22 protein-coding genes are annotated in these 22,976 nt (G+C 58.0%); 14 read left to right on the top strand and 8 right to left on the bottom strand.

Annotation, left to right across the window (positions count from 1 at the left end; all coding sequences use genetic code 11):
- The first annotated feature begins 15 nt into the window (after positions 1-15).
- The 5 genes from V3C19_RS05305 to V3C19_RS05285 all read left to right on the top strand — a co-directional run bounded on the left by V3C19_RS05305 (position 16) and on the right by V3C19_RS05285 (position 5,510).
- Positions 16-1,527 (top strand): cellulose synthase family protein, encoded by a 1,512-nt coding sequence (locus V3C19_RS05305; RefSeq protein ID WP_067572993.1) that lies wholly within the window; start codon positions 16-18, stop codon positions 1,525-1,527.
- Between the two features lie 9 nt (positions 1,528-1,536).
- The gene (locus V3C19_RS05300) at positions 1,537-2,388 is read left to right on the top strand and encodes a L,D-transpeptidase (RefSeq protein WP_295931516.1); all 852 of its coding nucleotides are present in this window, start codon (positions 1,537-1,539) and stop codon (positions 2,386-2,388) included.
- A gap of 103 nt (positions 2,389-2,491) precedes the next feature.
- Positions 2,492-3,049, top strand: a complete 558-nt coding sequence (locus V3C19_RS05295; RefSeq protein WP_161981253.1) for a YqgE/AlgH family protein — start codon at positions 2,492-2,494, stop codon at positions 3,047-3,049.
- An 11-nt stretch (positions 3,050-3,060) separates the two neighbouring features.
- Positions 3,061-3,762: a YggS family pyridoxal phosphate-dependent enzyme gene (locus V3C19_RS05290; protein WP_130082584.1), complete on the top strand. Its 702-nt coding sequence runs from the start codon at positions 3,061-3,063 to the stop codon at positions 3,760-3,762.
- An 80-nt stretch (positions 3,763-3,842) separates the two neighbouring features.
- A complete protein-coding gene (locus V3C19_RS05285; RefSeq protein WP_295931519.1) occupies positions 3,843-5,510 on the top strand; it encodes a GTPase in 1,668 nt (555 codons plus the stop codon).
- Positions 5,511-5,624: 114 nt separating this feature from the next.
- On the opposite strand, the gene V3C19_RS05280 is transcribed toward V3C19_RS05285, so the two are convergent.
- Genes V3C19_RS05280 through V3C19_RS05270 form a run of 3 tightly spaced genes read right to left on the bottom strand, consistent with a single transcriptional unit; the run spans position 5,625 to position 8,413 of the window.
- Entirely contained in the window at positions 5,625-6,215 is a 591-nt protein-coding gene (locus tag V3C19_RS05280; protein WP_130082582.1) for a 5-formyltetrahydrofolate cyclo-ligase, read from the bottom strand.
- The gene (locus tag V3C19_RS05275; RefSeq protein WP_130082581.1) at positions 6,182-7,060 is read right to left on the bottom strand and encodes an ABC transporter ATP-binding protein; all 879 of its coding nucleotides are present in this window, start codon (positions 7,058-7,060) and stop codon (positions 6,182-6,184) included. Before V3C19_RS05275 ends, V3C19_RS05280 begins: the two co-directional genes overlap by 34 nt.
- Positions 7,061-7,072: 12 nt before the next feature.
- Positions 7,073-8,413, bottom strand: coding sequence for a dipeptidase (locus tag V3C19_RS05270; RefSeq protein WP_295931526.1), 1,341 nt, complete (start codon positions 8,411-8,413; stop codon positions 7,073-7,075).
- A 153-nt stretch (positions 8,414-8,566) separates the two neighbouring features.
- Between V3C19_RS05270 and hprK the strand changes: the two genes are divergently transcribed.
- The 7 genes from hprK to V3C19_RS05235 all read left to right on the top strand — a co-directional run bounded on the left by hprK (position 8,567) and on the right by V3C19_RS05235 (position 15,391).
- A complete protein-coding gene (gene hprK / locus V3C19_RS05265; protein WP_130082579.1) occupies positions 8,567-9,535 on the top strand; it encodes an HPr(Ser) kinase/phosphatase in 969 nt (322 codons plus the stop codon).
- Positions 9,536-9,612: 77 nt separating this feature from the next.
- The gene (locus V3C19_RS05260; protein ID WP_067572974.1) at positions 9,613-9,879 is read left to right on the top strand and encodes an HPr family phosphocarrier protein; all 267 of its coding nucleotides are present in this window, start codon (positions 9,613-9,615) and stop codon (positions 9,877-9,879) included.
- Positions 9,880-9,925: 46 nt separating this feature from the next.
- Entirely contained in the window at positions 9,926-11,707 is a 1,782-nt protein-coding gene (ptsP, locus tag V3C19_RS05255) for a phosphoenolpyruvate--protein phosphotransferase (RefSeq protein WP_130082578.1), read from the top strand.
- Positions 11,708-11,828: 121 nt separating this feature from the next.
- Positions 11,829-13,517: a sulfatase gene (locus V3C19_RS05250; RefSeq protein ID WP_295874675.1), complete on the top strand. Its 1,689-nt coding sequence runs from the start codon at positions 11,829-11,831 to the stop codon at positions 13,515-13,517.
- 101 nt (positions 13,518-13,618) lie between these two features.
- Positions 13,619-14,536: an ornithine carbamoyltransferase gene (gene argF / locus V3C19_RS05245; protein ID WP_295931528.1), complete on the top strand. Its 918-nt coding sequence runs from the start codon at positions 13,619-13,621 to the stop codon at positions 14,534-14,536.
- Between the two features lie 19 nt (positions 14,537-14,555).
- Positions 14,556-14,978 carry a SufE family protein gene (locus tag V3C19_RS05240; protein ID WP_295931530.1) on the top strand — a complete coding sequence of 141 codons (423 nt, stop codon included), beginning with the start codon at positions 14,556-14,558 and terminating at the stop codon, positions 14,976-14,978.
- Between the two features lie 14 nt (positions 14,979-14,992).
- Positions 14,993-15,391 carry a PEGA domain-containing protein gene (locus V3C19_RS05235; RefSeq protein ID WP_295931532.1) on the top strand — a complete coding sequence of 133 codons (399 nt, stop codon included), beginning with the start codon at positions 14,993-14,995 and terminating at the stop codon, positions 15,389-15,391.
- A 253-nt stretch (positions 15,392-15,644) separates the two neighbouring features.
- On the opposite strand, the gene V3C19_RS05230 is transcribed toward V3C19_RS05235, so the two are convergent.
- Positions 15,645-17,681, bottom strand: a complete 2,037-nt coding sequence (locus V3C19_RS05230; protein WP_295931535.1) for an alpha amylase C-terminal domain-containing protein — start codon at positions 17,679-17,681, stop codon at positions 15,645-15,647.
- A 733-nt stretch (positions 17,682-18,414) separates the two neighbouring features.
- Here V3C19_RS05230 and V3C19_RS05225 point away from each other — a divergent pair.
- Positions 18,415-18,696 carry a hypothetical protein gene (locus tag V3C19_RS05225; protein WP_295931538.1) on the top strand — a complete coding sequence of 94 codons (282 nt, stop codon included), beginning with the start codon at positions 18,415-18,417 and terminating at the stop codon, positions 18,694-18,696.
- Between the two features lie 142 nt (positions 18,697-18,838).
- Entirely contained in the window at positions 18,839-19,474 is a 636-nt protein-coding gene (locus tag V3C19_RS05220; RefSeq protein WP_295931540.1) for a polysaccharide pyruvyl transferase family protein, read from the top strand.
- A 271-nt stretch (positions 19,475-19,745) separates the two neighbouring features.
- On the opposite strand, the gene V3C19_RS05215 is transcribed toward V3C19_RS05220, so the two are convergent.
- From V3C19_RS05215 to V3C19_RS05200, 4 genes are all read right to left on the bottom strand, one after another.
- A complete protein-coding gene (locus V3C19_RS05215) occupies positions 19,746-20,171 on the bottom strand; it encodes a hypothetical protein (RefSeq protein WP_295931542.1) in 426 nt (141 codons plus the stop codon).
- Positions 20,172-20,443: 272 nt separating this feature from the next.
- Complete coding sequence (locus V3C19_RS05210; protein ID WP_330937171.1) at positions 20,444-20,980, bottom strand: glycosyltransferase family A protein; 537 nt, start codon at positions 20,978-20,980, stop codon at positions 20,444-20,446.
- A gap of 398 nt (positions 20,981-21,378) precedes the next feature.
- Entirely contained in the window at positions 21,379-21,996 is a 618-nt protein-coding gene (locus tag V3C19_RS05205) for a hypothetical protein (RefSeq protein ID WP_330937170.1), read from the bottom strand.
- Positions 21,997-22,098: 102 nt separating this feature from the next.
- Entirely contained in the window at positions 22,099-22,947 is an 849-nt protein-coding gene (locus V3C19_RS05200) for a hypothetical protein (protein ID WP_130082567.1), read from the bottom strand.
- Positions 22,948-22,976: the final 29 nt, after the last annotated feature.

Here is a 22,976-nt window from a genome sequence, read left to right as displayed (position 1 = left end):
ACCCATCCGCCCTGCATGAACTACAATTTTATCTGGCTCTTGTGCTATCTTCTAGTCCTCGTAGGCCTCGCCGGCTACGGTTTTCACCGCCTCACCATCGTTTACCTTTACTGGAAGAACCGCAACAACAAGCCGCAGCCCAAATCCCGCTTCCGGGAGCTTCCCGTGGTCACGGTCCAGCTTCCCATGTTCAATGAAAAGTTCGTTGTGGACCGCCTTCTGGAATCCGTCGCCGCCCTGGACTACCCCAAGGACAAGCTGGAAATCCAGATTCTGGACGATTCCACGGACGATACGACGGAACAGTGCTACCGGAAGGTGGAGGAATTGAAGTCCCGCGGCTTTGACGCCGTCTGCATTCACCGCACGGACCGCACCGGTTTCAAGGCCGGAGCGCTGGAAGCGGCCACCAAGGTTGCCAAGGGAGAATTCCTGCTGATCCTGGACGCCGACTTCGTCCCGGAACCCGACCTTCTGCAAAAGACCATTCATTATTTCACGGATGAAGGCGTCGGCCTCGTCCAGACCCGCTGGGGCCATATCAACCGGGAATACAACCTTCTTACCCGCGTCCAGGGCATGTACCTGGACGGCCACTTCGCCATGGAACAGACGGCCCGCAACCGTTCCGGACGCTTTTTCACGTTCAACGGCACTGCCGGCATCTGGCGCAAATGCGTGATCGGCGACGCAGGCGGCTGGTCCCACGATACGCTGACGGAGGACATGGACCTTTCCTACCGCGTCCAGCTCAAGGGATGGCGCTTCATTTACCTGAACGACGTAGTAACCCCCGCGGAACTTCCTGTGGACATGGACGGCTTCAAGTCCCAGCAGCACCGCTGGACAAAGGGCTCCATCCAGGTCTGCCAGAAGATACTGCTGGACATCTGGCGTTCCAAGGCTCCGTTGAAAGCCAAGGTGGAGGCCACCACCCACCTTACCTGCAATTATTCCTACCTTCTTCTGGCCCTGCTCTGCTTCCTGGTGTACCCCATCTGCACGCAGCGCATCCCGGAAAATGAAACGGTGGTCATGTGGTTCGTGAACGTCGCCCTGTTCTTCCTGACCAGCGTGGCCGTCTGCATCTTTTACATGAGCGCCCAGATCGTGGTGCGTCCCAAGTCCTGGTGGAAGGAACTTCCCTACCTGCCTCTTCTGCTCACCCTGAGCGTGGGCATGGCGGTCAACAACGCCAAGGCCGTTCTGGAAGCCATCTTCGGCCACCAGTCCGCCTTTGTCCGCACGCCCAAGTACGGCGTGGAACAGAAGGAAAACAGGCAGCATGTCTCCCAGCTCAAGCGCAACGGGTACAAGGCGATCAAATCCGTCGTCATTCCCGTGCTTGAAATCGCCTGCGGCACTTTCTTCCTGAACCTGATCATCCTGATGATACGCCAGGGCCACTATATTTCCCCCATCCTGATGATTCCCTTCCTGGGATTCTATTACACCGGGTTCTGCTCCCTGGGCCGCATGATTTCCAATCTGATGCCCGCCCGGCAAACCGCCAAAGCCAAGAACTAGCCGCCTCCCATGCCTGCGCCTCTCTCGCAAGCACGCCTGATTCAACTGACCGTTACCGCTGTTGCGGTGCTCGGTGCCCTCGTTTCCTGCACCGGCAGGGACTACCAGCCTACTGCCATCGTCAAGGACGGCGTGGTCGTCAGCGTCCGGGACCAGAAAATGGCCGTCATGCGCGGCGGCAAGGTCGTAAAGACCTACCCGGTCAGCACATCCAAATTCGGACTCGGGGACGGCAAGGGAAGTTGCCGTACTCCGCTGGGCGCGCACCGGATTGCCGCCAAGATAGGGACAAACCAGCCCAAGGGCATGGTGTTTAAAAGCCGGAAGCCCACCGGGGAATGCGTGGCGCCGAATTCTCCCGGCCGCGACCCTATCGTCACGCGCATCATGTGGCTGAAGGGCGTGGAATCCCGCAACCGGAACGCCTATTCCCGCCTGATCTACATTCACGGAACGGCGGAGGAACGCACCATCGGCACTCCCGCCTCCTACGGTTGCATCCGCATGAAGAGCGACGACGTGTATGAAGCTTTCAACCTGGTCAATACTGGAGACCCCGTGGTGATTGAACGCTGCTCCATCAGCGCCTCCCTGAAAGCGCTGGAAGAGGCGGAAAGAATGCAGAACACCCCCCTTCTGGTCATGGCCCCCGCCCCGGCAGCCGCAGAGCCCCACAATACGGCTTCCCTGGTTTCCTACCGCCACCGGTCTTTCCGCCCCCCTGCCGTGGCCCTGACGCACAAGCAGACCACCGCCAAAAAGAAGGCCGCCTCCCGGACTCAAACCATACAGTCCCGCAAGGCGAAAAGCGGCAAGTCCGCGTCCCGCTCCTCCAAAACATCGCGGTCCCGCCGCGGCTGATTTTTCTCCGCCCGGCTTCCTTCCTCTCCCGGCATGCCTGACACGGCTGTTTGAACGCGCGGTTGCGCGCCTTCGTCACATTTGTTAACATGCGCATATGGAGATGATGGAACACGAAGATATCAGCAACGCTAATCTGGCCGGGCATCTGCTGGTGGCCGCTCCCTACCTGGAAGGCGGTGGATTCCACCATTCCGTCATTTTCCTGAGCCGGGTGGAGGAGGAATTCGTCATCGGCTACATCCTGAACCATCCGGCCAACATGACCGTAGGAGACGTAGCTCCCAGCACGGACATTCCTGCGTCCCTTTATTCCGTCCCCATCTTCAAGGGCGGTCCGGTGGAGCGCAACCAGCTCATTTTCGCCGCCTTTTCCCGTACGGAGGAAAAATTGCGCGTCCAGTTCCACCTTCAGGAGGAGCAGGCGCTGGAATATGCGGAAGACCCCCATGTCATGCTGCGCGCCTATGTGGGGCACAGCGGATGGACGCTGCCCCAGCTGCGCAGGGAGCTGAACGACCGCGCGTGGTACGTTTCCCCCATGGTTCCGGACCTTTGCCTGGAGCCGGATTATTCCAAGGTGTGGGCCATGGCCATGCGCCGCCTGTCCCCGCTGCACCAGATCATGAGCCACGCGCCCGCACAGCCTTCCTTGAACTGATACCACCCGTCATGAGCATCCAACAAAACCTGGAACACATTATCTCCCGCATCCGCGCCGCGGAAGCACGCGCCGGACGCCCGGAAGGGTCCGCCAGCCTGGTAGCCGTCAGCAAAACGTTTCCGGCCTGCGACATCCGGACCTGCTATGATGCGGGACAGCGCGTCTTCGGAGAAAACAGGGTTCAGGAAGCCCTGGAAAAGATTCCCGCCCTGCCTCCGGACACGGAATGGCACCTTATCGGCCCCCTCCAGCGCAACAAGGTGCGCAAGGCCCTGGAACATTTCACGCTGATCCATGCCGTGGATTCCCTGCGCCTGGCGCAGTTCCTGGACACGGTAGCGCAGGAGACGGGCAAACGCCCCCGCATCCTGCTGGAAGTCAATGTCGGGGCGGAAGACAGCAAATTCGGGTTCTCCCCGGAGCTTCTGGAACAGAAGTGGGAAGAACTGGCACGGCTCGGCCATATCGAGATCGCCGGCCTGATGTGCATTCCCCCTCCCGTGGATGACCCGGAAGAGGCTCGGCCCTATTTCCGCCGCCTGCGGGAGCTGAGGGATTCCCTGGCCGCCAAAAGCGGAATGCCGCTTCCGGAGCTGTCCATGGGCATGAGCCATGACTTTGAAACCGCCGTGGAGGAAGGAGCCACCCTCGTCCGCGTGGGCACGGCCATTTTCGGAGGCAGGACGTATGCCCCGGCGCCGTCATTTTAATTGGACAGAAGGAATTGCGGCGTGTAGGGTTGCTGAAGAGGGAGGGAAAGCCCCGGACGGTTTTTTTGATTTCATAGCCCATGCTGACAGGAGGGAAAAATGTGATTCCGCATGCGGTGCGGGACGTAGCGGATGCCGCCGCGGCATTTTCCGCTCGCATTGGTCCGGACAGGCATTTCGATTCCCAGAAGGATGTGGAGGAAGCGCTGGAGGAATGCTGCACTCCGCAGAATGTCACCGTCGTCGGCCTGACGGGGTCCGGCAAGTCCTCCACGCTGGACGCCCTGGCGGGGGAATATTTCTGCTCCCGCGTTTCCAGCGAAGCCACCCTGATACGCTGGCAATACAAGCCCAACCCCGCCCCGCACACCCATGAATGGGTGGAGGACCGCTTCTACCCGTCGGATTCCCTGCTGAATCTGGAATTCTGGGACACCATCGGCCTGGAACAGCCCGCCGCCCCCCAGCGGCTGAAACACATCGTCCCCAAGTCGGACGCCGTGCTGGTCGTCATTTCCGCCAAAGACGGCAATGAACCCGCCATTTGGGAGTATTTGAAAACGCTGGAGGAACGGCTCCATTCCCGCATGGTGCTGGTCATCACCCACGCGGAGCTTCTGCCTTTTGAACAGCTTCAGGCGCTGAAGGAGGAGATGCGCTCCGTCTCCCGGGAACATCTGGGCGTTCAGCTTCCCCTGTACCCCATCACTCCCGCCGGGGAGCGCGCGGGCGAGGGAGTGGAAGCCCTGAGAACCTGCGTGCAGGAGGTTCTGAAACGGAGCCCCCTGACGGACAGGCGCGTGGAACGCCTGCTGCTGGCCACGGACCGCCTGCTGGAGGAACAGGGGAAGGTACTCAATGAACTGCACCGCCTTTCCAAGCTGGATTCCGGCTTCCTGACTTCCATTGACCGGGAAATCGACCGCATCCAGCTTCAAATGGAGGAGGAAATGCCCGCAAGGCTGAAGGCATACGCGCAATACGTCCAGGATTGCGTGCCGCGGCTGGGTAAAAAGTCCGCCCGGCAGCTGGGACGCTTCCTTTCCATCAGAAGGACGATGATCCTGCACAAGCTTCCCCCCGTCATCGACGAATGGTTTTATGAACTGGTCAAGTCGGGCATCGAAGAACGGCACGCCTACTACAACAAGGAGTTTCTCAACATCTGCCAGACACACTGGAACCACGTGCGCCCGCGCGTCAGGGAGCAGTGGGATTGCGACATCGGGGAATTCCCGGCAGCCCGGCTCCAGGCGGACCTGGAGGTGTACAAGGAACGGCTGGGACGCTCCGTGTACATGCCGCTGAAGGATTTCGGCATCAAGCCGTGCCTCAGCAAGCTGTTCCTGGACCAGGAAGACGTGATGCGGACGGAACTTAAGCTGATGCTCGTCATGGTCATTCTGGGCGCGTTGCTGGGCAGCTTCGGGGAACACGGGGCGGGATTCGCCTGCCTGGGCGTGGCTCTGGTCCTGTGGCTGGGGAGCAATCTGGGACTGGCCTGGATGCAGTACCGGCTGTCCAAGCAGATCGTCTCCGCGGCGTCTGAAATGAGCATTGCGATTGACTGCGGCCTGCGCACTCCCCTGTATGAAGCCATGATCAGCGGCCTTTCAGATTACCGCAAACTGTACGCGGATATCCGCGGCCAGGTGGCCGGAGGCGTGGAGCACCTGACGCCCCTGCTCAATGCACGCTATGACCTGTTCTACAAGCTGACCGTGCAGAAGCACCGGTTCCGCATTTAACCCCCCTACTTTTCCAGGCGCCCTGCCCGCTCCGGGGAATTTCCGTTTTCCCTTCCATTCGCACTTCCGCAAACGGGCTTTTGCGGAATATTGCGGAATACGCAGCTATGCGCATTACTCCATGCCGGGGATGACGACCATGTCCACCTTTTTGTCGTGCGGTTCCACAGGCAGGTCGTCCAGAAGCTGGCAGGGAAAGCAGACGCCGACCAGTGGAACGCCTCGCGCCGGACCGGCCAGCAGGGTATCGTAAAACCCCCCTCCGTAGCCCAGCCTTCTTCCATCCCGCGTGAAGGCGGCTCCCGGCAGAACAATCAGGTCCAGTTCCCCCGCGTGCAGTTCCGGACATGCCGGACCGGGTTCCCGGATGTCCCAGCTGCCCGTGACGAATTCCCCGCCATGGCACACGCGGTGAAAACTCAACCGGCGCCCTTCATGCACCAAAGGAAAATACCATTCCCGTTCCGGCATCATGTCCAGCAGGGGCAGCAGGTCCACCTCCCCCGGTCTGGCGGCAAAGACGGCCACGCGCCGATAGTCCTTTTCCCGTGCCAGGGCCGCCAATTTCCGGCAGATGTCCAGGGACACGGCCTGCCGGGCGGCGGCGTCCAGTTCCGCAATCCTCCCGCGGATCATGCGGCGCAGTTCCCGCTTGGCGGCCGGCAGTCCTCCTATTGTTCCGGATTGGGGTGCTTCGCTTTCCATTCCAGCAGGCTTTTAAGAAACACGCTTTCCAGTGAATTGCGGGGGTGCCCGTCCTCCAGCCACACGGCGCGCCCGTCTTCCCGTACCATTTTTTTCAATTCCTCCAGAAGGCGGGGGGAGGCGTGTTCCAGCAGGATTTCCTGCTTGTCGGAGTCCCTCGTCAGTTCGTTCATGGAGCCTTCCGCAATGAGAAGGCCCTTGAAGATGATGCCCACCCGGTCGCACACTTCCTGAACCTGCTCCAGAAGGTGGGAGCACAGGAATACGGTCATGCCGCGGTTCTTGAGATTTTCAATGATGTTCCGGATGTCCCGGGAACCGAGGGGGTCCACCCCGGCGGTCGGTTCGTCCAGCACCACCAGGCGGGGGGACTGCACCAGGGCCTGGGCCATGCCGATGCGCTGGAGCATTCCCTTGGAATAGCCGCCCAGACGGCGGTCCGCGGCGTCCGACAGTCCCACCAGATCCAGCAGTTCCCTTACTTTTTCCTTCAGGCTTCTGCCACTGAGTCCGCACAACTTTCCGTAAAAAGCCACGGTTTCCGCCCCGGTCAGGAATTTGTAGAAGTACGGGTTTTCCGGCAGAAAGCCCACTTCCTCCCTGCTGTCCGGGGACAGGCTGGATTTGCCGAAGATGGAGCAGGAGCCCTGCGTGGGCCTCACCAGCCCCAGCAGGGCCTTCATCAGCGTGGATTTTCCGGATCCGTTGGGACCGATGAGGCCGTACACCTCCCCCTGCCGGATGCTCATGTCCACCCCGCGCACGGCGTGCACCACGGGCTTGCCCAGACCCGTCTTGAAGGTCTTGTGCAGGTTGACTATTTCAGCGGCGGCAGGCTGGTCCATAAAAGGGGGGGATTACCGTTTGATCTGCCCCAGGCGGCGCAGAAGTATCTGGCTCATTTCTATTCCCTTGGTGAACAGTTCCACGGAGAAGTTTTCATTGGGGGAATGGATGCGTGCATCCGGCAGGCACATGCCCAGCATCAGCGCATCCGCTCCCAGCACGTTTTTCATTTCCTCAATGATCGGGATGCTGCCGCCTTCACGCACCAGCACCGGCTTGCGCCCGAAGGCTTCCTCCAGGGCCTGCTGCGCGGCGAGGCCGAATTCGGAGTTGGGATCGCAGACATAGGCCCTGCCGCTGTGCTCCCGCTTGAATTCCACGGACACTCCCCTGGGCGTATGCGTTTTCACGTGCTCTTCCAACAGGGATTCGATCCGTCCCGGATCCTGTCCCGGCACCAGGCGGCAGGATATTTTGGCAAAGGCGCGGCTGGGAATGATCGTCTTGCTGCCCTCTCCCTGGTAGCCGCCTCCGATGCCGTTGAGCTCCAGCGTAGGACGCGCGTAAATGCATTCCGCTCCGGTAAACCCGGCTTCCGTCACCACGGTATCCACTCCCGTCAGCTTCGCCAGTTCTTCGTTGCTCATGCCGGGCACCGTGGCCCACATGCTGCGTTCCCAGGTGGCAATGGGTTCCACGCCGTCATAAAATCCCTTCACGGCCACGCGGCCTTCTGAATCATGGAAGGAGGAAATGATTTCCGCCAGAGCGGTGACGGGGTTGGCTACCGCCCCGCCGAACACGCCGGAATGCAGGTCGGCGGATGGTCCCTTCACGATGATTTCCGCGCCTGCCAGACCGCGCAGGCCGTAGGAAAAGGTGGGGGCGTCCGGAGCGGCCATGCCGGTATCGGAAACAACGATGACGTCGCAGGCCAGTTCATCCCTGTGTTCCTTGAGGAACAGGGAAAGGCTGCCGCTGCCGACTTCCTCCTCCCCTTCCAGCAGAAAGATCACGTTCACGGGCAAATGGCCGCCGTTCTGGCGCTGGAGTTCCTCCACCCCCAGAATATGAGCGAACAATTGACCTTTGTTGTCCGTGGCTCCACGGGCGTAAATTTTGCCGTCGCGCACTTCCGGTTCAAAGGGGTCGGATTCCCACAGCTCCACCGGATCCACGGGCTGCACGTCGTAATGACCGTAAATCAGCACGGTCGGCCTGCCTTCTTCCCGGGGGCTGCGCCCCACCACGACGGGATGCCGGTGCGTCTTGTGCGCCACGGCCTCAAATCCCATGCCGGAAAGCTTGTCCACCAGCCAGTCCGCGCAGTCGCTCACATCCCGGGCATGCTCCTTCTGCGCGGAGATGCTGGGAAACCTTAACAACGTAGCCAATTGATCCAGTCTGTTCATGGCACCATGAGACCATGCCTGGGCCCTCAAATCAACAGGTAAAGTGTGGCATTCCCTTCCGGAACGAGGCTTTTTTCAAAAAAATGGGCCATCGGGGCAGTCCGGGAATATATTTGATTGCCCTGAAGCGTCGTTTGTCCCTTTAATAAGCCCATGTTCAGCAAATCCAAAGTGAAAAAAGTGGATTTCGTCACCCTGTCCAAATTTTACGGCAAATACAAGGAAGCCCTCCAGCTTGAGCTGATCAACAGCCCGGCGGGCCTTACCCGCCACATTTGCGAACCGGCTCTCAACCGCCCCGGACTGGCTATCGCCGGGTTTTACTCCTACTTCGCCAACAAGCGCATCCAGGTATTCGGCTCCGCGGAGCTGGCCTACCTCCAGAAACTGCCGGAAGGCATGCGCAAATCCCGCATCCAGCGCATGTTCCGGTGCGAGGTGCCGGGCATCGTTTTTTCCCGGGACCAGGACCCACCCCAGGAGATCGTGGAACTGGCTGACGAGGCCGGGGTCTGCGTCTTCCGCACCAGCCTGGTTACCATGAAATTCGTCAACTCCGCCACCATCATTCTGGAAAACGAATTTGCGGAAAGCATGACCTTGCACGGCTGCATGGTGGACGTGCGCGGCGTGGGGGTGCTGATACGCGGCAAGAGCGGCGTGGGGAAGAGTGAAACGGCCCTGGGCCTGATCGAACGCGGGGCGGCTCTCGTGGCGGACGACATGGTTTACGTGCGCAACGTGGGCGGAGAACTAGTGGCAAGTGCGCCGGAGATGAGCCGCGGCTTCATGGAAGTGCGCGGCCTGGGCATCGTCAACATCACTACCCTGTTCGGGCTGAAGTCCCTGCGCCACAACAAGCGGCTGGACCTCATCGTCACGCTCATTCCCGCCAGGGACCAGGAACAGCTGGACAGGCTGGGTCTGGAGAGGGAAGGTCTTGAAGTTCTGGGAGAAAAAGTATTGCACGTCCAACTTTCCGTGGCCCCCGGCAGGGATATAGCGCGCTTGGTGGAAGTGGCCGCCATGGACTACCATCTCAAGGACATGGGCATCGATATGGCCGGAGAGTTCAACCGCCGCCTCATGTCAAACTTCCCGGCCCCGGAAAGCGACGACTGACAAAAAACTCTTGGAAAAAAGCTCTTATTAGTGTACTTACCGTTTTAGCAACCGCTTCACCCCTTACTTCTATTTCCATGGTTACCAAGGAACTCACCATCATCAACAAACTCGGCATTCATGCCCGCCCGGCTGCTCAATTCGTCAAACTGGCCAGCAGCTTTGATGCAGACATCGTCGTGGAAAAGGATGGCGAAGAAGTTGACGGAAAGAGCATTCTGGGCCTCATGATGCTGGCCGTGGGACACGGTTCCAAGATCACCGTCACGGCTGAAGGGAAGGACGAGCAGCAGGCGCTCGACGCGCTGGAAGACTTGGTCGCCCGCAAATTCGAAGAAGATTGAACATATTCCGGCTCATGGCCATGAGTCCGGGCCAGAAAGCCCGCAGATGATTCAGGAACCCATTTCCACGGAAGAAATACATCTCCAGGGCATTCCTGTTTCTCCCGGCATCGCCCTCGGTAAAATCAGGATCCAGATCAAGGGGTCCAAGGAACCGGTCGCCTACGACATTGAGCCGGACGAGGTGGATTCCGAATTGGTGCGCTTTCACCGCGCCCTTCAGACGACCGCGGTGCAGATCAGGGCCCTGCGCGAGCGCATGATCCAAATTTCCGGGGAAAAGGAAGCCGCCATTTTTGACGCCCACATTCTCCTCCTCCAGGACAAGATCATCCTCGACCAGGTCCGCACGGAACTGGCCAGGCGCCTCCAGAACGTGGAGCATATCTTCTACGTGGTCATGCAGAACTACATGGAAGTCCTGCGCCGCGTGGACGACCCCTACCTGCGGGCCAAGACCGCGGACATGGAGGACATCATGCAGCGGGTGATCGACAACCTGCGCAGCACGGAACCGCCGGAGGAAGACGAGGAGGACGGGGAAGAGCCCGAAATCCTCGTGGCGTACGACCTGACGCCTTCCGACACCGCCGCGGTGGACGCCAGCCAGATTCACGGATTCGCCACGGAAATAGGGTCCTCCGTTTCCCATACGGCCATTCTTGCGCGTTCCATGGGCATTCCCGCCGTGGTGGGGCTGGAGCAGGCGCTGCTGAATGTGGAAAGCCACGCTCCGGCCATTCTGGACGGCTACAAGGGCGTCCTTATCCTCAAGCCTTCCACGGAGACCGTGGAATACTACAAGCGGCTCCAGGTGGAGAAGGAAAAGGCGTACAAGGCCCTGGAAGCCCTGCGGGACCTGCCCACCGTCACCCGGGACGGCCGCAGCATCCGGCTCTCCGTCAACGTGGAATTCCCCCATGAATACTCCGGCATCAAGGAGGTGGGCGCGGAAGGCGTAGGGCTGTTCCGCACGGAGTTCTTCCTGCTGGGCAATCCATCCGGCATGCCGGATGAAGAGGAGCAGATGCACTATTACAAAAAACTGGCGGAAGGCTGCGCCCCTCACGGCGTCATCTTCCGCACGCTGGATTCCGGAGGCGACAAGCTGCCCTGCGAACGGCTCGACACTCCGGAACCGAACCCCTTCCTGGGCTGGCGCGGCATCCGCGTTTCCCTGAGCCGTCCGGAACTGTTCAAGCAGCAGCTCCGCGCCATTCTGCGCGCCTGCGCGGACACGCCCGGCTGCGGCATCATGTTCCCGATGATTTCCGGCTATACGGAAGTAATCACCGCCAAGCACATCCTCCAGGAATGCAGGGAAGAGCTGGAACGGGAAAAAATCCCCTACGCGCGGGACTTGAAAGTGGGCATCATGATTGAAGTCCCCAGCGCCGCCATCATGACGGACGTGCTTGCGAAGGAAGTGGACTTCTTTTCCGTGGGAACCAACGACCTGACACAGTACACAATTGCCGTGGACAGGGTCAACAACCGTGTGGCCAACATGTTCCGCCCCACGCACCCGGCCGTGGTGCGCATCATCGGCATGACGATTGCCGCCGGTGACAAGGAAGGCATCCCGACGGCCATCTGCGGGGAAATGGCGGGTGACATCACCCTGCTGCCCCTTCTGGTGGGGCTGGGGGCCACCTCCATGTCCGTGGGCGTCCACCTGGTTCCCATCATCCGCTACGCCATCCGCAATCTGGACTACGGCCAGTGCCGGGAGATGGCCGGGAAAGCCCTCTGCGCTCCCAACAGCCGGACCATTGTCAATTTGAGCCTGGCCCTGGCCCGGGAATCCTATCCGGCCCTGTTCGAATAAAACCGGAGCACGGCCGGGAAACCGTTCTATCCCGCATCCGGCAAAAAACATGGCTGGGCAGACATGCAATCTTGACAGATTCACGCGTCACGTGCGTTATATTATTATCAGCATTTTCACCATGAGATATTCCAAAACCGCCGCCTCTCTCGCCCTGTGCCTGCTCGGCACTGCCTTTTCCGCCTCCGCAGCGACTCCGGCGGCAACTGCCCCGGCCGCCCAGAAACGCCCCAACATCATTTTCTTCCTGGTGGACGACATGGGCTGGCAGGATACCTCCCTGCCTTTCTGGAGGGAAGCCGACGGCACGCCCAAACCCACCTTCCTGAACAAACGCTACCGCACACCGAACATGGAGGCCCTGGGCAAACAGGGCATGGTCTTTACGGATGCCTATGCCCAGCCCATCTGCTCCCCCAGCCGATGCAGCCTCATGTCCGGAATGAACTCCGCCCGGCACCGCGTGACGAACTGGACGCTTCTGCGGGACAAAACCACGGATGCAAGCCACAAGGTGCTGCAAGCGCCTCCGGACTGGAGCGTCAACGGCATTCAGCCGGCAGGCACCAAATCTTCCGGCACCACCCGTCTGCCGCTGACGGAACAGGAAATCCGGTACAAAATGGACAAACCCTTCACTCCCGTCCTGGCTCTCCCTGCCCTGCTCAAGAAACAGGGATACACGACCATTCACTGCGGAAAGGCCCACTTCGGCAGCAAGGAAACTCCAGGAGCCAACCCCAAGCTCTTCGGGTTCGACTACAATATCGCCGGTACGGAAATAGGAGGTCCTGCGGATTACCGGGGCTCCCAGAAATACGGCACCGGCAATTTCCACGTCCGGGGCCTGGATGAGAACAATTATTACGAAAACGACACTTTCCTGACGGAAGCGCTTACCCTGGAAGCTCTCAAACGCCTGGACGCCATCCGCAAGGACCCCAGGGAGGCCAACAAGCCTTTCTACCTTTACATGTCCCATTACGCCATCCACGCCCCTTTCAACATGAACGGCTATGACAAGCGTTTTGCGGAAAACTATTCCAATCCCAATGACGGCCACAAATGGTCCGATAACGAGAAGAGGTATTCCGGCTTGATCGAAGGGATGGACAAGAGCCTGGGCGATATCCGGGAATACCTGAAAAAGAACAATCTGGATAAAAACACCATCATCATTTTCATGGCGGACAACGGCGGCTTGGCCATCAGCGGACGCATGGGCAACAAGGAATCCAACTATCCCCTCAGTTTCGGCAAGGGGTCCAACCGCGAGGGAGGCATCCGCGAGCCGATGATCGTGTATTGGCCCGGTGTCACCAAGGAGGGAAGCGTCTGCACCACGCCCGTCATCATTGAAGACTTCTTCCCCTCCATTCTGGAAATGGCGGGAGCCAGAAAAGTAAAAACGCCCCAGGTAGTGGACGGCAAGAGCTTCGTTCCTCTGCTGAAAGGCGGCAAGATATCCGCCAACCGCCCCCTGCTCTTCCACACGCCCAACGTGTGGGGAGAAGGAAACGGCAACAGTCCCCTTTATTCCCCCAGCACCGCCATGCGCCAGGGCGACTGGAAGCTGATTTACTGGCACCCCACCCAGAAGTTCGAACTGTTCAACCTCAAGGAAGATATCAGCGAAGAAAACAACCTGGCGGACAAGCACCCCGAACGGGTGAAAGCCATGGCCAAGGTCATGACCGCCCTGCTCAAGGACCGCAAGGCCCAGATGCCCACCTACAAGAAGAACAACCCCGCGGGGGCCCGCGAAGGCTCGCCCGTGCCGTGGCCGGACCAGGCCGCCGCCAGGCTTTAAAGGCATTTGCTCCCCTCCCCGGAAAGCCGCATTATTCCCTTTTCTTTTAAAGGAACCGGGAGTATGGTGCGGCTTTCCTGTTTTTATTCCCTTTCCAACATATGAAAAACCTCCTTTCCATAGAACAGCTCACCGGAGACGAAATCAGGGACCTGCTGGCCCTGGGCCACAAGCTCAAGGCGGAACGCGGCCGCCATGAACACCTTCCCCTGAAAGGCCAGACCTGGGCGCTGATCTTTTCCAAATCCTCCACCCGCACCCGCGTTTCCTTTGAAGTGGGCATCAGCGAGCTGGGGGGGCGCCCCATGTTCCTTTCCGTCCATGACATCCAGCTGGGGCGGGGAGAACCCATCAAGGACACCGCCCGCGTGCTGGGCCGCATGATCCACGGCGTAGCCATCCGCACCTACGGACAGCAGGAAGTGGAGGAATTCGCCTCCTTCTCCGGCATTCCCACCATCAACGCGCTGACGGACGAGGAACACCCCTGCCAAATCCTGGCGGACCTGCTGACCATTGAAGAGCTTTACGGCCCCGGCTCCTGGAAGGACATGAAAATCGCCTTCGTCGGAGACGGGGACAACAACATGTCCCGCTCCTGGATGTGGGCGGCCAAGCGGCTGGGCTTCACGCTCGCTATCGGCGCGCCCACCAATTACCTGCCTCTGGAAGACTTCCGCAGGCATCTGGACTGCGACAACGTCATCTTTACCACAAACCCCGAGGAAGCCGTCCGGGACGCCTCCGTCATCAACACGGACGTCTGGCTCTCCATGGGCCAGGAGGCGGAAGGCCAGTCCAAGGAAAAGCATTTCTACCCCTACCAGGTGAACGAGGAACTGCTGACCCACGCGGCCCCCAGCCATTCCGTGTTCCACTGCCTGCCCGCCTACCGCGGGAAGGAAATCACGGAAGACGTGCTGGAACGCTTCGCCCCGGTCATCTTCCAGGAGGCGGAAAACCGCGTGCATGCCCAGAAAGCCGTTCTCGCCACGCTTGCCGAAGCCAGCAAGGCATAACCTTTCCATTCCCCCTGCCATGAATTACGAAGAACGCCTGCAAGACCTGCTGGACGAACTGGACCTGTTCCAGGACTGGACGGAACGCTACGAATACATCATCAGCCTGGGCAAGAAGCTTCCTCCGCTGGAGGAGGCGTACAAGACGGACGAGTCCCTCATCAAGGGCTGCCAGTCCAGGGTGTGGGTGCATACGGAACAGGATAACAACGGCCTTCTGAAACTCTGCGCGGACAGCGATTCCCTGATTACCAAGGGTCTCATCGCCGTATTCGTACGCCTGCTCTCCGGCCTGCCGCCGGAAGAAATCCTGAAAGCGGACATGTCCAAGCTGGACAAGACCGGACTCAAGGACCACCTGGCGCCCACCAGGGCCAACGCCCTCAACTCCATGGCAGCCCAAATCAAGCAGGCCGCCATGCGCATGGTTGAAAACAAGTAACCGTCCCTTCCCCGATGTTCTCCAGACTCTTTCCCCATCTGGCCCTTCTGGCCGCCGCGGCCTGTTCCTGCATCTCATGCAGCAGCACTTCCGGAGACATGACAATACGCAGCATTCCTTCCGGGGCCAGCCTGCGCGTCAACGGGGAGTATGTGGGGCAGGCTCCCGCCACCCTCTCCCTGAACAGGCACAAACCCATTCACGTGGCGGCGGACAAGCCGGGCTACTACTCCGCGGAAAAAACCTTCCACCCGGAAATGACCACGGGAGGGGCCATTCTGTGGGGACTCAACAACGAGAAGTCTAAAAACTTCAAGACCGATACCCTGACCATCCGTCTCAAAAAGAGGAATTCCGAAGCGCCCCCGCTGGAGAAACTGCCTCCGGCATGGGAGCAAGGCCATAAGCTTTAGTAAGCGCACGGGCCGGAAAAGTTGATTCATCCACAGCCATTCCGAGAGGCAACGGCCATCCTTTTTCCATCAGGGACCGCAACGCCCGGATTTCTCCCGGCTTCAGGCTTCACCGAGCATCAGGAGAGTGCCCTCCCCTTCTTTTATAAAACGGCAAAACCGTCCGCCATTTCCCCAATCCGCATCTTCAGGGAATCCGGAAAAGATGTAGGCGCATTCCTTTCACCGGACAGGGCGGCGATTACGGCATTCGCTACGCATCCGGTTCAGCGGGACGGGCCATCACGGCGGACCCCACTCTTTTCAGCACCAGGGCCGTGCGGGGAAGCAGGTACAGGGAGAGCCTGCTCTCTTCATCCGTAAAATGGTGCACGGCTCCGTCCTGCCGCCCGAATCCGCCAAACCGGGCATTGTCCGTATCCAGCACCACCTTCCATTCCCCTTTCTGGGGTGCGGGCAGCGTGTAGTCCATGATCGCCCGGTCCCCGGACCAGTTGAATACGAAGACAAGCCCCCCGCGATGGAATGCCATGATCTGGTTTTCCTCGTCAATATTCAGCGGGAACGGAGGGGGATTATTCAGCAGACGCGCCTCCAGGGCCAGCTGCACCATGGCATGGTCAAAAGCGTTCAGGAACTTGAACCTCAATCCGGGGTTGTCCACCAGAGACCACTGGCGGCGGCAATGGCTGTAGGACCAGCCGTTGCCCTCCCGCGGAAAATCAATCCATTCCGGATGCCCGAATTCGTTGCCCATGAAGTTCAGCCAGCCTTCCCCGCCCGCGGCCAGAGTCACCAGGCGGATCATCTTGTGCAGCGCCATCCCGCGGTCAACGATCAGGCTTTGCTGGTCCACGGCCATCTTCCAGTACATTTCCTCATCCATCAATCGGAACGCCAGGGTCTTGTCCCCCACCAGGGCCTGGTCATGGCTCTCGCAGTAGGCCACGTGCGGTTCTCCGTAACGCCTGTTTGTCAGCGTGTACCACATGTCCCCCATGCTCCATTCCTCGTCCTTCCTCTCCTTGAGCAGCTTAATCCAGTAATCCGGAATGCCCATGGCCAGCCTGTGTGAAAAACCGATGCCGCCTTCATCCACCGGACGGCACAGCCCCGGCATGCCGGACATGTCTTCCGCAATCGCAACGGCGCCCGGCTTCACCCGTTGGATCAGCGTGGAAGCCAGCTGCAGGTAGGCGACGGCATCCGGATCAACGGAGGAGCCGAAGTACGCGCCCAGCTCCCCGAACGGCTCATGTCCCCTGTGGAAGTACAGCATGGACGTTACGCCGTCAAAGCGGAAGCCGTCGAACCGGAACTCTTCCAGCCACCACCGGACGTTGGAAAGCAGGAATTCGATCACCTCGTCCCGGCCGTAGTCAAAGCAGCAGGAATCCCAGTCCGGATGGCGGCCGCGCTCCCCGGGCAGAAAATACATGCCGCCAGAACCGTCGAAGTCGTTCAGCCCCTCGGCCTCGTTCTTCACGGCGTGGGAATGCACCACGTCCAGCAACACGGCAATGTTCAGGCCGTGCGCCTGGTCAATCAGGTATTTCAGGTCCTCCGGCGTGCCGAAACGGGAGGAAGGAGCAAAAAAGGAGGAAACGTGGTAGCCGAAGGAGCCGTAATAGGGATGCTCCTGCACGGCCATCAGCTGGACAGTGTTGTACCTCAGGGCCGCGATGCGGGGAAGCACCTCGTCCGCAAACTCGCGGTATGTATGCACGCGCCCCTCTTCCCCGGCCATGCCTACATGCGCCTCATAAATGAACGGCACGTCTACCCGGGAAGGATCAAACCCGGAGTTCCTCCATTCGTAAGGACGTTCCGGCATCCATATTTCCCCGGCAAAATCATAGGTGAAAGGGTCCTGGACCGTCCTGGTAATCCAGGCGGGAATCCGGTCCTTGCCCGTGCCGTCCGCCCCCACCACGTGGACTTTCACCTTCTGGCCGTGGGCGAGGGAATCCGGAGGAAGGTTGATTTCCCACACGCCGCGTTCATTCCGCACCAGCGGATGGCTCCTGCGGTCCCAGCCGTTGAAATCCCCCGTCAGGAATAATCCGCGCGCGGCGGGCGCCCATTCCCGGTATGTCCATGCCCCCGTCTCCGGGTCCCGGTTGAATCCGTAATAGCGGTATCCTTCCGCATGCCTTTCCAAGGTCCCGGAACGCTGGATGATCCGCTTCATTTTCAGATCAAACAAACGCTGGCGGTCGCGGATCTGGCGAGCATACGGCTGCAGCCATCCGTCGGCCATCACCAGGCCGGGAATCGGGGGTCTTCTCATTATTCAATGATACTCCGCCGTAATCAGCAGGGTCAAGGAGAAAGCCGTCCCCCCTCCCCCATGCATCCGCACAAAAATGCAGGGTCTCCCGTTCAGCATCCTTCCCCTATCCGCAAATGCCGGGCATTCCGGAAGAAAACCGGAGGAAAAGTCGACAAAAAACAGCTTCCATTCAAAAATGGAAGCCGTTCCGCAAGTCTCCTTCTTGCCATTCCCGGCTATCGTCAATCCCGTTAGAAGTTCAACATATTCATATAATTAAAAAAAATCCATTATTGCTGGTTCGGCTCTCCTGTTCCTGAAGCAGTCCGGCAAAATGTCTGGAAATGGAAGGAACTGAATCCGGATTTTGAGATAATAGAATGGAATGAGTCCAATATTGACGTCTCCCTTTTGAATTTGGCAGAAGATGCCTGGAACAGAACAAATGGTTTTTTGGGAGACGTCGTCCGCCTTCAGGCCCTGGTGGAGCACGGAGGTTTTTATTTGGACTGCGACGTGGAACTGTTCCAGCCCCTGTCCCGGCTCCCCGTGGACCATCGCTTTACGCTGAAGTACATGTATGACTGCGCCCTAGGCACCGCTTTTCTTTATGCTCCGCCGCAGCATCCCCTCTGCATCAGCCTTCTGAGACTGCATAATGAAATAAGGAAAGAATACTGGCCCGTTTCCAACACGATTTATACGGATTACTTCATCAATGAAGTATCTGAATTCCTGCTGAACGGAAAAAATGGCAAAGCGATCTGGCAACCTTGTATCCCAAGGAGTTTTTCGAGCGCCCGCCTTCATCCGTTCCCGCGGTTTTTCCATCCACCACTGCTGCGGCTCCTGGATGCCGGGAAAAAACCATTCCTTCAGCCTGGACCAGGCATTCTGCCACCAGGTCAAATCGCTCAAGCGCAAGATCAATACGGCCCTGGCTCTCCGCAGGAATGAGTTTTATCCCTATTACCGTGCCGCTCTGAAGGGTATTTCCCTGAAAAAGAATTATGACTGGCGTATCAGGCAATAACAGGAACAATCCTCCGCATTGGGACATCGCGCTGCTGGGACTGTGGTGGAGCTGCAACTATGGGGCTGTTCTAACGGCCTTCTCCCTGCACTGCGTATTATCCCGGTAGGGCTACAGGGTTCTTCTGCTGGACCATGCCCCCATGACCATGGCCTCCCATGTTAATGATTCCGGTTCCGTATTCCGCACGTTTTTCAGGGAGGAAGGAATAGAGGTTATTCCCATCTCTTCCCGCAGGGATGCGGAAAGGACAAACAGGCTGGCGGATACGTTCATCGTAGGTTCCGACCAGTTATGGAATTACAAATATACGCATAATCAGGATATGCAGTATTATCTCGATTTTGTGAATGGAGAAAAACGTAAAATCGCGTATGCCACCTCTTTGGGTGATTTGCCGGTTCAGCCTCCACAGGATTACTTGGACCGCATACCGCGTTATTTGGACTGTTTTGACGCCATTTCCGTACGGGAAGGCGATTCCATACGGACACTGCGGGAAAGATACCACATATCCGCTACGCATCTTATTGATCCTGTTTTCCTGACAAGTATGAACGGCTGGAACCGGCTAACGCAGAAAGCCTTTCCCATGCCTGATGGAATGTTGACCTATTTTCTGGACATCACTGAATCCTACGGACGGGCCTGTGCAGCCATCTCATGCAAACTCGCCCTTCCTTCCGCACATTCGCTGGACCCTTCCGGTGATATGGAACTCAAAAAACAGTATTTTCCGGAAGGCCGCGTGTATGCGGCAGCCACTATCTACGAATGAGTGCGCGCATTTCAGGATTGCAGATGTGTGATTACCGACTCATTTCACGGGACATGCTTCGCCATTATCTTCAACAAGCCTTTTTGTGCATCAAAAACGCGCAAAGAGGAGCAATCCGCTTCACGTCCCTGCTAAAGCAATTCGGCCTGGAAGACCGTCTCATTCATTCCCATGAAGAATTGCCCGGTAAAATTCATCTTCTTAGGTTCAGGGATGAAGACGCTGTTTCCCTAAAGAAGCGTTCCCTGCAACAGCGTGCTCTGGACTGGCTTCAGACCAATCTTTCCAATCCCGTTTCCGAGGAAACCAAGGAAAAGGGCATCAGGTGCCGACAAGAACTTTCCTGCTGGACACCCTCTTGGAAGCTGCGTTTGAGGCGCCGGATCAGCAAACTGGCAAGATGCTGCCTGAATGAGAAGCTCCAGAAAAAGATTTTCCCCATCATGGGAAAATTGATTCCGAGATCATGAAACTTTTTCCTGCCGGAAAGCGCCTGCATTCCGGCAGGAAATTTCAGTAAATTTCTAACGGAATACATATTCCCCGGCTTCCCGGCGCCGCATGGGCAAATCATCGCTTCAGGCGGTACATCAGACACAGCAGCCGGCCATAGACCGGCAAAGGCAGAAGCTTGAGAGGATTTCTTTTGAAGTATGGCCAATGCCGCATTTTCCGGCCCAACGTCATTTCCGGCCATTCAACCTCCATGCGGAGTTCCTGAATGAACTCTTTTCTATTTTCCCAATGCCTGCAGACAGACTCGATATGGGGGGGAATTTTCATCCGAGCATGATTCCAAAAACATTTCCGTCATGCGCACAATAGCCTCCTGTGCCTGGATAAAAGATTGGTTGATGCCTTTCAAACGGCTGATTCCCTTAAGGAAAGTCTCCATATCCCGGTTCTTTAACCGGGGATTGATCCTAGAAATATTGGAACTGTGTTCAACATACAAAACGAGTTTGTTCCTCAAAACCACGAGTCCCTCATGCAGCCATGCCCTATGAGCTTCATACAAGTCCTCGCCATGGACAGATTCCGGATTTCCGAATAGGGGGCACGCAAGGAGCGTCTGATGACGGATGCCGTTCCGAGAAACGCCCTGTGAGCAGTTCCATCCTGCGGAAGGAAGGCACGCAGGCCTTTATCCTCTTCCAAATGGGCAGGCCATACAGCCTGCCCGGCAGATTCGCAGACAACCAGTTCCACATCAGAGGTAATATATCTTGCATGAGGGTACTTTATGATAGCTTCGGCAAGAATGCGGCAGCGGTGCGGGAAAGAGCGGTCGTCACCGTCCATTCGCATAACCCATTTATGAGACGCCAGGGAATACACCTTTTCCAAATGTTCAATGATACCCATGTTTTGCTCATTACGGTTTAATTTGATAGAATGGGAGCCCCGGTACGCCTGCTCCATTTCCCTCATGATTTGGAAAGTTCCGTCGGAAGATGCATCATCTGAAAAAATATATTCCAGCTTTCCCGTGTAATCCTGATTCAAAACACTCTCAATCGCCCCTCTGGATGCTACTTTCCTGATTAAATCCTGTTACAATAACAGTCAAGGCAGGCAATTCATGGAATGTATTTTGCATAAACACAGCATTCTTTTTTCATATCTACATTCCTCCTTGAAACAAAATCATCAGACAATGGCGTCTCTGCATGCACATACCGGATTACGAATCCGGAGTCCAGCTACAATTCCAAAAGGGACCTGCGGATGCACGACTGCATCCAGAAAACTCCGTGCAACAGAGAAAATAGAACGTCCCCCTTGTTTCATCAACACACACATCATGATCAAATCCTTCCACTTTTCCCAAGGACGCATTCAAGGATGTGAATTCTTTCCTCCCTCCCCCGGCTTTTGTTTGAAAAATGCGCCTTGCCTTCCACTCAGCGCAACTCGTACAGCTTATCCTTGGCGGCACGGCCATAAGCCGTGTTCGGGTACTTGCTAGCGGCCTCCTGCCAGTATTTCAGGGCCTTTTCCGAATTATTGAGCAGGGAGGAATAAATTCCCCCTATTTTATACAGGAAAAGGGCCCGGTCCTCCTTCCTCCATCTTCTGGACGCCAGTCCTTCCTGTAAAAGTTCAACGGATTCCGCATACCTGCGCATGTCGTTCAGCAGACCGGATTCCATCAGCCAGGGACGCACCATTCCGGGATTTTCCTTCCGGTTGCGTTCCAGAAGCTCCAGGGCGCCCGCCGCATCTCCGGCCCCCAGCATGCGCCGGGCCGCATCCACCAGCACTTCTTCATCCGTGGAGATGTTGGACGCATACAGGGTTTTCGTGACCACGTCGCTCATGCCCGGAAGCAGGTACTTGACCACCAGCCATACTTCAAAGACAATGACTGGAATCAGTCCGCACAGGGCCTGGAGCGGACTCAGAGGGATGGCCCGCACCAGAAAGGCAAAGATACCGAGAGGAAGCAGCAGCCACAACAGGCGTATGAAGGTGTGGCGGGCAAGAATAAGAATTGTTTTCCACATGGCGGCATCTTTCATGAATCATGCATTATTCCCCGGCCGTAGCCGAAAACGTCAAATGCCTCCAGGAGGCGTTTTCCCTTCCCGTTTGGGAAGGAAGAAAGCCCCCGGAGGCCGTTGTCAGAATCTGTAAACGGCTTCCACGCCCACGCGGATGCGGAAGTCTTCAATAGTGCTCATGCCGGCGTAGCGGCGAATATCGGAACGCGTGTTCCCCGCCCAGTCAAACTGGATGAAGGGAATGACACGGAAACCGCTCCGGGAATCCACCCCGGAAATGCGCACGGGAGCCGCCAGCTTGACGTTGAACTGGTCGAATCCGGCCACGCCGGCGCCCCAGTAGCTGGAGGAATAGCTGGTACCCGCGCTCAGTTCCAAATCCACCTTTTCATGAATCAGTCCGCTCCAGCGCTTGCCCGCATTCAAATCGATGCGCCAGCCCGTCATGCCGTAAAAACCGTACTGGACATCCAGAGCGCCGAAATAGCCGTGCCCCGGATCGTCGTACGCCAGCCCGGCGGTAAAGGATTGGGCCACGGAGTGGGGGGCCTTGCCCGTGTATTTGCTCAAATAGCCGGGAAGACCGCCGTAATTGAACTCATAACCGCCCCGGAAAGTCAGGTTCGGGAACAATTCCTTCACGGCCTTCCAGTCCGCGTTAAAAGCGTTCTTGTCGCTCAGCAGGCCGTCGCAGAAAGCCAGGTATTCCGCGCCGATTTCCTGCTTCCAGTCCTTGACGAGGTTCAAGTCCACTTCCCCGCCAAAGGTGAACACGCCGCTGCGGTTCAGCAGGGAGGAGGCCACCAGATCCTTGTAGGCATAGCGGGAATCGTAGCCGATTCTGGCCGCGCCGCTGATCGTATCGTTGTAGGCACTTGCCGGCCGGGGATCATATCCGTATCCATCATAGGCGCCGGCGGAAACCGCGGCCAGGGCTCCGGCCGTCATGAACAGGGCTGTTGCTTTCATAGTAAACTTATCTTAACCATTCCACGCCG

Origin of the sequence: Akkermansia sp. AE01SA01 (assembly GCF_036417395.1) — a bacterium.
In the GTDB taxonomy this organism is placed as follows: domain Bacteria; phylum Verrucomicrobiota; class Verrucomicrobiia; order Verrucomicrobiales; family Akkermansiaceae; genus Akkermansia.
Note: the sequence above shows the minus strand (reverse complement) of the source record. Positions and strands in the feature narration are given on the sequence as shown.